Annotated in this window: 12 protein-coding genes and 2 pseudogenes; 7 read left to right on the forward strand and 7 right to left on the reverse strand. The window is 63.1% G+C overall.

Features of this window, described 5'->3' with window-relative positions:
- Positions 1-34: 34 nt before the first annotated feature.
- Positions 35-156: pseudogene (locus tag G6N73_RS08435) on the reverse strand (alpha-ketoglutarate-dependent dioxygenase AlkB); the annotation flags it as partial.
- On the opposite strand from G6N73_RS08435, the pseudogene G6N73_RS08440 reads away from it, so the two are divergent.
- Positions 154-285, forward strand: a pseudogene (locus G6N73_RS08440) (type I pantothenate kinase); the annotation flags it as partial. The pseudogenes G6N73_RS08435 and G6N73_RS08440 overlap by 3 nt on opposite strands.
- Positions 286-349: 64 nt before the next feature.
- Here G6N73_RS08440 and G6N73_RS08445 read toward each other — a convergent pair.
- The 6 genes from G6N73_RS08445 to G6N73_RS08470 all read right to left on the reverse strand — a co-directional run bounded on the left by G6N73_RS08445 (position 350) and on the right by G6N73_RS08470 (position 5,989).
- A complete protein-coding gene (locus G6N73_RS08445; protein WP_165026039.1) occupies positions 350-1,573 on the reverse strand; it encodes a glycosyltransferase family 87 protein in 1,224 nt (407 codons plus the stop codon).
- Positions 1,574-1,712: 139 nt separating this feature from the next.
- Complete coding sequence (locus G6N73_RS08450; protein ID WP_165026238.1) at positions 1,713-2,336, reverse strand: alpha-ketoglutarate-dependent dioxygenase AlkB; 624 nt, start codon at positions 2,334-2,336, stop codon at positions 1,713-1,715.
- 231 nt (positions 2,337-2,567) lie between these two features.
- Positions 2,568-3,089, reverse strand: coding sequence for a peptidoglycan-binding protein LysM (lysM, locus tag G6N73_RS08455; RefSeq protein ID WP_165026041.1), 522 nt, complete (start codon positions 3,087-3,089; stop codon positions 2,568-2,570).
- A gap of 95 nt (positions 3,090-3,184) precedes the next feature.
- Positions 3,185-3,622 (reverse strand): alternative ribosome rescue aminoacyl-tRNA hydrolase ArfB, encoded by a 438-nt coding sequence (arfB, locus tag G6N73_RS08460; protein ID WP_165026043.1) that lies wholly within the window; start codon positions 3,620-3,622, stop codon positions 3,185-3,187.
- Positions 3,619-4,287 carry a nitroreductase family protein gene (locus G6N73_RS08465; protein WP_165026045.1) on the reverse strand — a complete coding sequence of 223 codons (669 nt, stop codon included), beginning with the start codon at positions 4,285-4,287 and terminating at the stop codon, positions 3,619-3,621. The genes arfB and G6N73_RS08465 overlap by 4 nt, the downstream gene beginning before the upstream one ends.
- 91 nt (positions 4,288-4,378) lie before the next feature.
- Positions 4,379-5,989: a phosphoenolpyruvate carboxykinase gene (locus G6N73_RS08470; RefSeq protein WP_165026047.1), complete on the reverse strand. Its 1,611-nt coding sequence runs from the start codon at positions 5,987-5,989 to the stop codon at positions 4,379-4,381.
- Between the two features lie 348 nt (positions 5,990-6,337).
- Between G6N73_RS08470 and G6N73_RS08475 the strand changes: the two genes are divergently transcribed.
- The 6 genes from G6N73_RS08475 to ahcY all read left to right on the forward strand — a co-directional run bounded on the left by G6N73_RS08475 (position 6,338) and on the right by ahcY (position 11,714).
- Positions 6,338-7,039, forward strand: coding sequence for a response regulator transcription factor (locus G6N73_RS08475; RefSeq protein ID WP_008834406.1), 702 nt, complete (start codon positions 6,338-6,340; stop codon positions 7,037-7,039).
- A 12-nt stretch (positions 7,040-7,051) separates the two neighbouring features.
- On the forward strand, positions 7,052-8,836 hold the full coding sequence (locus G6N73_RS08480; RefSeq protein ID WP_165026050.1) for a sensor histidine kinase: 1,785 nt from the start codon (positions 7,052-7,054) through the stop codon (positions 8,834-8,836).
- A gap of 2 nt (positions 8,837-8,838) precedes the next feature.
- Positions 8,839-9,285, forward strand: coding sequence for an HPr kinase/phosphorylase (locus G6N73_RS08485; RefSeq protein ID WP_165026052.1), 447 nt, complete (start codon positions 8,839-8,841; stop codon positions 9,283-9,285).
- A 176-nt stretch (positions 9,286-9,461) separates the two neighbouring features.
- Positions 9,462-9,863 (forward strand): PTS sugar transporter subunit IIA, encoded by a 402-nt coding sequence (locus G6N73_RS08490; protein WP_008834403.1) that lies wholly within the window; start codon positions 9,462-9,464, stop codon positions 9,861-9,863.
- Entirely contained in the window at positions 9,860-10,162 is a 303-nt protein-coding gene (locus G6N73_RS08495) for an HPr family phosphocarrier protein (protein WP_206078739.1), read from the forward strand. The genes G6N73_RS08490 and G6N73_RS08495 overlap by 4 nt, the downstream gene beginning before the upstream one ends.
- A gap of 154 nt (positions 10,163-10,316) precedes the next feature.
- Positions 10,317-11,714 carry an adenosylhomocysteinase gene (gene ahcY / locus G6N73_RS08500; protein ID WP_165026054.1) on the forward strand — a complete coding sequence of 466 codons (1,398 nt, stop codon included), beginning with the start codon at positions 10,317-10,319 and terminating at the stop codon, positions 11,712-11,714.
- Positions 11,715-11,901 lie beyond the last annotated feature (187 nt).

Below are 11,901 nucleotides of genomic sequence, written 5' to 3' on the forward strand. Positions count from 1 at the left end.
GAAGGCTCTTAGCGCAAGAATCTCAACAGAGTGCTTAGATCGTGCCGGGCCTAGTCACCCTTCTCGACGTCAGATTGATCCGCCCGCCATTCTTCAAGAGCGTGGATATCGCCGGATGTGGTCGACGCCGTGGAAGGCGAGCCCGCCAAGCACGAGGGGCTGTGGGCCAACATCAACCTGAAGAACCTGCGCGAGAACATCCTGCCGACACGACCGCGCGCCGATCTGATCCTGCGTAAGGCCGCCGATCATCTGGTCGAGGAAGTGGCGCTCAGGAAGCTGTGAGTGGAGAATTGGCAGTCGCTGGCCGGTTGGCGATTCTTTGAACAATCAAATTGTCATCTAGTCATCAAGCCATGAACAGCAGCGGCAAGATGAGCAGGGGCGAGATCGGCAGGCCGATCGTGTTCAGCAAGACGACGAGTTGAGGCAGCGCCAAGACGACGAGTTGAGGCAGCGCCCAGGCGATCATCACCAGCAACTCGCCCCGGAGTGGCCGCTTTTCAGAGAACGACCAGCGGCGGGCCATCAGCAGCGCACCGCAAAGCAGCAGAGCCAGATCGTAGTTGTGAATATAGGGCGTCATCAGAGCGGTGGCGATAAGCACCATTGCGGCACGACGGTCGGAGTCCTCAACCCGCCACAGCCGAAAGACGAGCACAGCCGCGACGAGGGCCGCGAAGCCGAAATGAATGAGCATCGCAGACGCCGAATTGCCGGTGACGATGCGCATCGCCATGAAAGTAGAGGGGATCATTGTCATGAAAGGTCCGCTACCCTCGCGCTCGAGCGCGTTCAGTGCTGGCAGCGTGTCGCCGAGGTAGTCGCGCCATGGATCGAGGCCGAACAGTGCGACGGCCAGCGCCAAGAGGGCAGCCATAGCGAGTGCGGTCCACGCGATCATCCACCAGCGGCGCTGGAACGCCCACAGCAGCGGCAGCAGAAATCCGACTTGCGGCTTGATCGTCAGCAGCGCCGCCGCGGCTATCGAGACCGGATCGCGTCCGGTGCGTGCCGATAGCGCCAGGAGCATCAGACCGGTCGCGAGGCTGCCGGACTGCCCATAATAGAGGTTCAAGACAGTCGCTGGCGATGTGAGAATTATGGCGATCTCAAACCGATCGAAACCAAAGCGCCGGGCGCCGGCGATCAGCACCGCCAAGCCGATCATGGACCAGATCGCCAGCGCCGCGTAATAGCCGATCAATCCGAACGGCCAAGCCAGCAGCAGCGAATGCGGAGGGTACGCCCATAGGCGCAGGCCGATATTCGCTCCACCTGTGACCGAATCCTGAAAGGCCATGAAATGATCGACCTGATAGATGTCAGGGATGCGATCCGACAGGATGAGCTTCGCCACGCTCCAAAGATTGATGAAGTCCCCACCGACCGGGTCACCTTGCGGGTAGAGAACACCGGTAATTCCGGAGGCTTCGCTGTATTTCGCTACGCAGAAGTAGACGAGATGGCAAAAACCGAGCACGAGCAGGCCGATCTTGAAGCGCCGCTCCGCGTCGCTCGTGCCGCTATCTTTGCTGCGAAACGGCTTCAGTGTTGTCGCGAGGCTGGACATCACAAGGCCGCAGCGTTGGTGCGAATTGGCGCACTGCTCTGGTCAGGAAAGCTTTTGGACTTGCGATTCGTCATCGAAACGTGATCCGGCGCTGCAATTGTCACACCGAGCCACCTACACGGAAAGACTGTAGAATCGGTTAGGAAGAGCCGGGAGGCGTCACCCGCCTCAGCGTAAGATTGATTCGCCCGCCATTCTTCAAGAGCGTCGATGTCGCCGAGTAGATGCGGTCGACGCCGTGGAAGGCAAGCCGGCCCTCGCCGCCGAGCACGACCAGGTCGCCGCTCCGCAGCCGGAAGGACTTTGTCGGGCCGTCGCGGCTGGTCTGCCCGACCCGGAACAGGCAATCGCCGCCGAGCGAGACCGACACGACCGGCGCGGCGAGGTCGAGTTCGTCGCGGTCCTGATGCAGGCCCATCTTCGCCGCATCCGTATAGAAGTTGACCAGGCAGGCTTCCGGCGAGTGCGGGTAGCCGGCGACTTCCTGCCAGAGGCGCAGCAGCGCGTCCGGGATCGGCGGCCACGGTTCGCCGGTCACAGGATGCGTCGGCTGGTAGCGGTAGCCGCGCTCCTTGTCGGTCACCCAGCCGAGCGACCCGCAATTGGTCATGCGCACGCTCATTTCCTTGCCGGTGCGCGGCATGACGGGAACATAGAGCGGCGCTGCCAGCACCACCTTGCGAATGTCCTCAACCAGCGCTTCCTGCGCATCGCGGTCGAGGTAGCCCGGAATGTGGCGAACGCCTTTGGGAAGCACCTGGATCATGGCCCTTATATAGGTGCGTCCTTCGAGGCTCCCCTTCGACAAGCTCAGGGTCGCACCTCAGGATGAGGGCGCTTAGCCCATTCTCGTGCCGTAACGCTGCACTCAATACCTGGACAGCCAGCATGCGCTTTCCAGAATAAGGAGGTGCACCGCCGCCCTCCTCATTCTGACGTGCGAGCGCAGCGAGCCTCGAAGGACGCACCGGAACATTGGCGGCCCCGGGGCGCGTCACGCCTGCTCGATGTCGGGAATCCGCAGCACCTGGCCCGGATAGATCTTGTCCGGATGCTTCAGCATCGGCTTGTTGGCCTCGAAAATGACGGTGTACTTCGACGCCTTGCCCTTGCCGTAGCTCGCCTCCGCGATCTTCGAAAGATTGTCGCCTTTCTTGACCGTATAGAAGACCGGCTGCTTCGCAGGCTTGGCGGCCGCGACCAGCGCCGTCATGTCGACATTGCCGTCGAGCTTCAGGCCCGAATCGGGAGCCACGACCTTAAGCTCGTCGGCCTCGACCTTCGAAATGCCGAGCGTGTTGCCGACGGCGACGACCGCTTTCTCGAAGATCGACTGGTCCTTGACGACACCCTTGAGGATGACCTTGTCGCCTTTGACCGCCACATCGACCTTGTCGGTGCCGAGCTTGTGGGATTCGAGTTCCTTCTTCACGGCAGCGGCTTTCGCCGCCTCGTCGTCGTCATCGCCGAAGCCCAGTTTCTCGCCGACATTCTTCACAAAATCGAATATTCCCATGCCACATCTCCTTGCGCCCCCGCGCGACGGCAAATTTGGCATTTGCCATGCAAAAATGGAAGCCATGTCGGCTCGCGTATAAATTGAGGAGGCGCTCAGTCGCTGTCGACCCTGCCGCGCAGTTTCTTGACGGTGGAGCGTCCGGCCTTGCTCTGCAGCCGCCTCTCGACCGAACCCTTGGTCGGCCGGGTCTTCTTGCGCGGCTTGGGCGGCGGCTCGGCGGCCTTGGCGACAAGTGCGGTCAGCCTGGCGCGCGCATCGGCGCGGTTCTGCTCCTGCGTACGAAACCGGCCAGCCTCGATGACGATGACGCCGTCCTTGGTGGCGCGCTGGCCGGCCAGGCTTATCGTGCGCTCCCGCACGCGCTCGGGAAGGCCCGGCGCATTCCTTGCGTCGAAGCGCAATTGAACGGCGGTCGCCACTTTGTTGACGTTCTGGCCGCCCGGACCCGACGAGCGGATGAAATTCTCGACCAGTTCGTCCTCGCTTATGAAGACATCGGGCGCTACCGATATGCCGTCGCGCTCGGTCACTCGCGCCAGACGATGATCTCGTCCGCTCCCTTGCGCCGTATGTCGGGCACTTTCGCGTTGTCCGCCGGGTAGCCGGCGACGAGCAGGATGATCGCCTTCTCATTGTCCGGCCGGCCGCAAATCGCATTGAGAAAACCCATCGGCGACGGCGTGTGGGTGAGCGAGGCGAGCCCGGCATTATGCAGGCTGGCAATCAGCAGACCGGTGGCGATTCCGACCGATTCGGGCACGTAGTAGTGCTTGACCTTTCCGCCATCCGGACCAAGGCCGTAACGCTGGCCGAAGATCGCGATCAGCCATGGCGCGGTTTCCAGAAACGGCTTTTCAGCGTCGGTGCCGAGCGGGCCGAGCGCGTCGAGCCATTCCTGCGAGGCGCGGGCGCTATAGAATTCGCGCTCCTCCTCTTCGGCGGCCTTGCGGATACGGCTCTTCATCGTGGCGTCCGAAATGCAGACAAAGGTCCAGGGTTGCTGGTTGGCGCCGGATGGCGCGGTCGCCGCCGTCATCACGCAATCCTCGATCAGGCTGCGCGGCACCGGGCGGTCGGAAAAATGCCGGACCGTCCGCCGCCTCGACATCAGTTCGCGGAACTCCGCAGCGCGTCGCGACATGTCCGGCTCGGCATACCCGCGGAAGCGCAGCGGAATTTCTTTCAGCTCGGGCATGGGTTCCTCCGTCCTCGCAATTGAACGGTTTAGCCAAAAGAAAAAGGCCCGGCAAATGCCGGGCCTTCAAAAAAGCGAGCTGTGAGACCAGCTACTCCGCGGCTTCCTGCACGCGCGGCGCAGCACTCAGAACGGCGGCGTCGACATGCGCTTCGAACTTGCCGAAATTGTCGATGAACATGCCGACGAGCCTCTTCGCCTGCCGGTCATAGGCCTGGCGGTCGGCCCAGGTCGAGCGCGGGTCGAGCATCGCCGCATCGACGCCGGGAACGGAAAGCGGCACGGCGAAGCCGAAATTCGGGTCGGTGCGGAATTCCGCGTTCTTCAGCGAGCCGTCGAGCGCAGCGGCAAGCAGCGCCCGCGTCGCCTTGATCGGCATGCGCTTGCCCGTTCCATAGGCGCCGCCGGTCCAGCCGGTGTTGACCAGCCAGCAATCGACGCCGTGTTCGGCGATCAGCCGGCGCAGCAGATTGCCGTATTCGGAAGGATGCCGGGGCATGAAAGGCGCACCGAAGCAGGTCGAGAACGTCGCTTCCGGTTCGTTGACGCCCTTTTCAGTGCCGGCGACCTTCGCGGTGTAGCCGGAAAGGAAGTGATACATGGCCTGCGCCGGCGTGAGCCTGGCGATCGGCGGCATCACGCCGAACGCGTCGGCGGTCAGCATGATGATGTTCTTCGGATGGCCCGCGCGGCCGCTCTTGCTGGCATTGGCGATGAAGTCCAGCGGATAGGCGCAGCGCGTGTTTTCGGTCAGGGAGCCGTCGTCGAAGTCCGGCACGCGATTGTCGTCAAGCACAACATTTTCAAGCACGGTGCCGAAGCGGCGGGTCGTGCCGAAAATCTCCGGCTCGGCCTCCTCCGAGAGGCGGATCGTCTTGGCGTAGCAGCCGCCCTCGAAGTTGAAGATGCCATCCGGCCCCCAGCCATGCTCGTCGTCGCCGATAAGGGTGCGCGAAGCATCGGCCGAAAGCGTGGTCTTGCCGGTTCCCGAAAGGCCGAAGAACACAGCGGCATCGCCGTCCGGCCCTTCATTGGCCGAGCAGTGCATCGGCATGACCCCGCGCGAGGGGAGCAGGTAATTAAGCGCGGTGAACACCGACTTCTTCATCTCGCCGGCGTAGGAGGTGCCGCCGATCAGCACGATCATGCGGGTCAAATCGACGGCAATAACCGTTTCGGTGCGGCAGCCATGCCGCACCGGGTCGGCGCGGAAGGAGGGCAGGTCGATGATCGTCATGCTCGGCACGAAGCGATCCAGTTCCTCCGCCGCCGGGCGAATGAGCAGATTGCGGATGAACAGCGAATGCCAGGCATATTCGGTGACGACGCGCGCCGGCAGCTTCTGGTTCTCATCAGCGCCGCCGACCAGATCCTGCACGAAGAGGTCCTTGTCGGCCGCATGCGCGGTGAAATCGGCAAGCAACGCATCGAAATGCGCCTCGCTCATCGGCTTGTTGTTGTCCCACCAGACATGTGCTTCGGTCGCGGCGTTGCGGACGACGAACTTGTCCTTGGGCGAGCGCCCGGTGTGCTGTCCGGTATAGGCGACGAGCGCGCCATGCGCCGTCAGCCGGGCCTCGTCGCGGCGTATCGCTTCTTCATAGAGCGCCGCGGCATTGAAATTGTAATGCACTCTTCCGCTGGTTTTCAGGCCGGCCGCGTCGATCCCGCAGGCGGGGTTTCGTTTTCCTGTTTCCGTCATGTGAGCCCCTTCAGATGCCCGCCGCCGCTTTGCGCCAACTGGAACAGATCCTAGGGCACGCCTGGTCTCAAACAGAAAAGCCAAACGATTTCAAACTATTAATCGATTTAAGGTTTTTGAATTTTGTTTAAATCGGTTAGATCGGCCATTAGGCCGCATCGTTTCGGTGGTATAAGGCGTTGTGATCTCTGGGCCAAACAGGTAAAGAAACGGCTCGGGGCGGAGAGATTGTGGCAGCCCGGCTGTGACATCGGCCGGTTGATGTGCCACATTTTGTACCCAATTTGTCCCCCAATAGCCCCTTCTCGACCAAGGAAGGGACACCCGCTCATGAGGGAGCAGCTTGAAATGGCGACAATCGCGCTGGTCGACGACGACCGCAACATTCTGACCTCGGTTTCCATAGCCCTGGAATCGGAAGGCTATCGCGTCGAAACCTACACTGACGGCGCCTCGGCGCTGGAAGGTCTGGCTGCTCGTCCGCCGAGCCTGGCCATCCTGGACATCAAGATGCCGCGCATGGACGGCATGGAGCTTCTGCGCCGCATGCGGCAGAAGACCGATCTGCCGGTCATCTTCCTGACTTCGAAGGATGACGAGATCGACGAGCTTTTCGGGCTGAAGATGGGCGCGGACGATTTCATCCGCAAACCGTTCTCGCAGCGCCTGCTGGTCGAGCGGGTCCGGGCGGTGCTGCGCCGCGCATCGGCCCGCGAGGCCGCGGCCAAGACGCCGAACCAGCAGGCCCGCTCGCTCGAGCGCGGACAGCTGGTCATGGACCAGGAGCGCCACACCTGCACCTGGAAGGGCGAGCCAGTGACGCTGACTGTCACTGAATTTCTGATCCTGCATTCGCTGGCGCAGCGTCCGGGCGTCGTCAAGAGCCGGGACGCGCTGATGGATTCGGCCTATGATGAGCAGGTCTATGTCGACGACCGCACCATCGACAGCCACATCAAGCGCCTGCGCAAGAAGTTCAAGGCCGTCGACGACGATTTCGAGATGATCGAGACGCTATACGGCGTCGGCTACCGGTTCCGCGAGGCTTAAGCGGCGTTCCAAATGGCCATGGAAGTGGAGTTGAAGAAGCCGGCGGCCGCCGCGAAGCGGCCGCGCCGGATTCTGCCTTCGCTTCTATCCAACGTGACCGTGCCCCTGCGGCGCTTCCTCGGCCACTATGTCTTTTCGAGCCTGACGCGCCGCATCCTCTTCCTCAACCTGGCCGGCCTCGGCGTCCTCGTCGTCGGCATCCTCTATCTCAACACGTTCCGTGACGGCCTGATCGACGCGCGCGTCGAAAGCCTGATGACCCAGGGCGAGATCATCGCCGGCGCCATCGCGGCCTCTGCGACGGTCGAGACCGATTCGATCAGCATCGATCCGGAAAAGCTGCTCGAATTGCAGGCGGGCGAAAGCATCGGCCCCGGCTCCGACCAGCTCGACAATCTCGACTTCCCGATCAATCCCGAGCGCGTTGCGCCGGTGCTGCGGCGGCTGATCTCGCCGACCCGAACGCGCGCCCGCATCTACGACCGCGACGCCAACCTGCTCCTCGATTCGCGGCATCTCTACTCGCGCGGCCAAATCCTGCGCTACGACCTGCCGCCGGTGCAAGAGGAAGAGCCGGACATCCTGGAACGGTTGCAAAAGGCTGTGTTCGACTTCTTCCGCGACACCGACCTGCCGATCTACCGCGAACAGCCGGGCGGCAATGGCGCGGCGTTCCCGGAAGTGATGAACGCGCTGACCGGCAGCCCGTCCACCATCGTCCGGGTCAGCGAGCAGGGCGAGCAGATCGTATCGGTCGCGGTTCCCATCCAACGGTTTCGCGGTGTGCTCGGCGTGCTGATGCTGTCGACCGAGGGCGGCGACATCGACAAGATCGTTGCCGCCGAGCGCAAGGCCATCCTGCGCGTCTTCGGCGTGGCGGCGCTGGTCACGGTGATCCTGTCAATGCTGCTTGCCTCGACCATCGCCAACCCGCTGCGCCGGCTCTCGGCCGCCGCCGTCAGGGTGCGGCGCGGCGTCAAGAACCGCGAGGAAATTCCGGATTTCTCCGACCGCCAGGACGAGATCGGCAATCTGTCCATCGCGGTGCGCGACATGACCAACGCGCTCTATGCCCGCATCGAGGCGATCGAGAGTTTCGCCGCCGATGTCAGCCATGAGCTGAAGAACCCGCTGACCTCGCTGCGCAGCGCCGTGGAGACCCTACCGCTGGCAAAGAGCGCGGAATCGCGCGAGCGGCTGATGGATGTCATTCAGCACGATGTCCGCCGCCTTGACCGGCTGATCACCGACATTTCCGACGCCTCCAGGCTCGATGCGGAACTGGCGCGCGAGGACGCCGAACGGGTCGACATGAAGAAGCTGGTCGGCGACCTCGTCTCGGTGTCGCAGGATGCCGGCCGCCAGAAGCGCAAGATGACTATCGACTTCAAGGCTGCCAAGCTGCCGCAGGGCGTCAAGGGCTACTACGTCAACGGCCACGACCTGCGGCTCGGCCAGGTCATCACCAATCTGATCGAGAACGCCCGCTCCTTCGTGCCGGAAGAGGGCGGACACATCAACGTCTCGCTGGCGCGCGAGGGCAAGTTCATCATCGTCACCATCGACGACAACGGCCCCGGCATCCGCGCCGACAGCATCGACCGCATATTCGAGCGCTTCTATACCGACCGCCCGTCGGGCGAGGCTTTCGGCCAGAATTCGGGCCTCGGCCTGTCGATCAGCCGGCAGATCGCCGAGGCGCATGGCGGCTCACTGACGGCGGAGAACATTCCGGGCGTCAAGCCGGGCGACATGAAGGGCGCGCGCTTCGTCATGACGCTTCCCGCCGAAGGCTGAAAATGACGCCGCAGAACATGCATGGGACTGCGGTCATCCTCGGCGACCGCGGCGTGCTGATTACCGGCGGCGCCGGCTCCGGCAAGACCGCGCTGGCGCTGGCTCTCATCGCCCAGGCAAGGCGCGAGGGAATATTCGCCCGGCTTGTCTCGGACGATCAGGTCTTTCTCTCCAATCGTGGCGGGCGCGTGGTCTGCAGCGCACCCCCGACGATCAGCGGGCTGGTCGAGGTCCGCGGTCTCGGTCCGCGGCCGATCCCGGCCGAGCCGTCCGCCGTTGTCGACCTTGTGGTCAGGCTGGCGCCGGCCGACGCCACCGAGCGGTTTCCGGAGGAGGCGACGGTCGCGCTCGCCGGCTGCGAGGTCGCCTGCGTTGACCTTGCGGAACGCAATGCGGCCGGCGCGGCGGCCGCGGTCGCCGCGCGGCTTTCCCTGCCGCCATTCGCGTGAAAACCGACCGCACCAATGGCCAAAATGCGTCAATATGGCCGGCACAGCCGCAATTTGGGGCTTGTCAACGCTGGCCGCGTCGCCAAGATAGCGCTCCCGCCATCCCGGAAATGGAATGGAGCGCCGGGCATTCAAGATGAGCTCATGACAAGAGCCGTGACGGGAGCTGCCGCAGAATGATCGGACTCGTGCTTGTAACGCACGGTCAGCTGGCCGAAGAGTTCCGCCATGCCGTCGAGCATGTCGTCGGGCCGCAGCAGAATTTCGCAACCGTCGCCATCGGCGCCGATGACGATATGGAGCAGCGCCGGCGCGACATCGTCGACGCCGTCGCGCACACCGATACCGGAGCCGGCGTCGTGGTGCTGACCGACATGTTCGGCGGCACGCCGTCCAATCTGGCGATCTCGGTGATGGAGCCGGGTCGCATCGAGGTGATCGCCGGCATGAACCTGCCGATGCTGATCAAGCTCACCAGCGTGCGCAAGGCCGACAATATGGCCGGCGCGCTCGAGGAAGCGCAGACCGCCGGCCGCAAATACATCAATGTAGCCAGTCAGCTCCTGAGCACCAAATGAGCGGAATGCCGTTTTCGAGTGAGGACGGCGTCGTCAGCCGGGAGTTCCAGATCGTCAACCAGCGAGGCCTGCACGCGCGCGCCTCGGCCAAATTCGTCCAGGTCGCCGGCGGATTCCAGGCGTCGGTCGACGTCGAACGCGATGGGGTGAAGGTCGGCGGCACCTCGATCATGGGTCTGATGATGCTTGCCGCCAGCCCCGGATGCTCCATCCGCGTGACCGCAAAAGGACCGGAGGCGCATGAGGTCATGGCGGCGCTCGAGGAACTGATCGCGACCCGGTTCGGCGAAGAATACTGACGCTGGCGTCCCTCCGGGACATGCACGAATAAAGATTTCTTTATATCCCATTGTCGGAGGCCGGCTTATCTGTTAGTCAGGCGCCGATAAATTGCGCCTTTTGAACGGCTTTGCGCCGGGGCGCGCGTCAAACTCATTTCACCGGAGCGCTGCCATGGCAGATAAGGATTACATCGTCGCCGACATTTCGCTCGCCGACTGGGGCCGCAAGGAAATCGAGATCGCCGAAACCGAAATGCCCGGCCTGATGGCCTGCCGCGAAGAATTCGGTTCGGCCAAGCCGCTAAAGGGCGCGCGCATCACCGGCTCGCTGCACATGACCATCCAGACCGCGGTGCTGATCGAGACGCTGAAGGCGCTCGGCGCCGAAATCCGCTGGGCCTCCTGCAACATCTTCTCCACGCAGGACCATGCCGCCGCAGCCATCGCCGCCTCCGGCGTTCCGGTGTTCGCGGTCAAGGGCGAGACGCTGGAAGATTATTGGGTATACACCGACCGCATCTTCCAGTGGGCCGATGGCGGCACGTCGAACATGATCCTCGACGATGGCGGCGACGCCACGATGTACATTCTGATCGGCGCGCGCGCCGAAGCCGGCGAGGACGTGCTGTCCAATCCGGGCAGCGAGGAGGAAGAGATACTGTTTGCCCAGATCAAGAAGCGCATGGCGGCGACGCCGGGCTTCTTCGCCAGGCAGAAAGCCGCGATCCGCGGCGTCACCGAAGAGACCACGACCGGCGTCAACCGGCTCTACCAGCTGCAGAAGAAGGGCCTGCTGCCCTTCCCGGCGATCAACGTCAACGATTCGGTCACCAAGTCGAAGTTCGACAACAAGTATGGCTGCAAGGAATCGCTGGTCGACGGCATCCGTCGCGCAACCGACACGATGATGGCCGGCAAGGTTGCCGTGGTCTGCGGCTATGGCGACGTCGGCAAGGGCTCGTCCGCCTCGCTCAAGGGCGCCGGCGCCCGCGTCAAGGTTACCGAGGTCGACCCGATCTGCGCGCTGCAGGCGGCCATGGACGGCTTCGAGGTCGTGACGCTGGAAGATGCGGCCCCAACCGCCGACATCGTCATCACCACTACGGGCAACAAGGACGTCATCACGCTCGACCACATGCGCATGATGAAAGACATGGTGATCGTCGGCAATATCGGCCATTTCGACAATGAGATTCAGGTGGCGGCGCTTCGCAACCTGAAATGGACCAACGTCAAGCCGCAGGTCGACATGATCTCCTTCCCGGACGGCAAGCGGATGATCCTGCTTTCCGAGGGCCGGCTGCTCAATCTCGGCAATGCGACGGGGCATCCGAGCTTCGTCATGTCGGCATCCTTCACCAACCAGGTGCTGGCGCAGATCGAACTGTGGACCAAGCCCGGCGCCTACAAGAACGAGGTCTATGTCCTGCCCAAGCACCTCGACGAAAAGGTCGCCCGGCTGCACCTCGACAAGCTCGGCGCGAAGCTTACCGAGCTCAGCGGCGAGCAGGCTGCCTATATCGGCGTGACGCAGCAGGGTCCGTTCAAGCCGGAACACTACAGATACTGATCTGCGTTTACCAAACTACCAGATATTGAAGCCGGGCGATTGACTTTCGCCCGGTTTTTCTTTTTGCGCCGCGGCCTTCTTCACGCCGATTCGCCCAGACTGTATGGTGACGTGATTCGCGATGCTTCGGCTCTTGGGCGAACCGCCGGGGCATTGCCGGGCGGTCTTGAAATCGGACGGCGGAGAG

This window comes from Allomesorhizobium camelthorni (assembly GCF_011045125.1).
GTDB classification, from domain to species: domain Bacteria; phylum Pseudomonadota; class Alphaproteobacteria; order Rhizobiales; family Rhizobiaceae; genus Allomesorhizobium; species Allomesorhizobium camelthorni.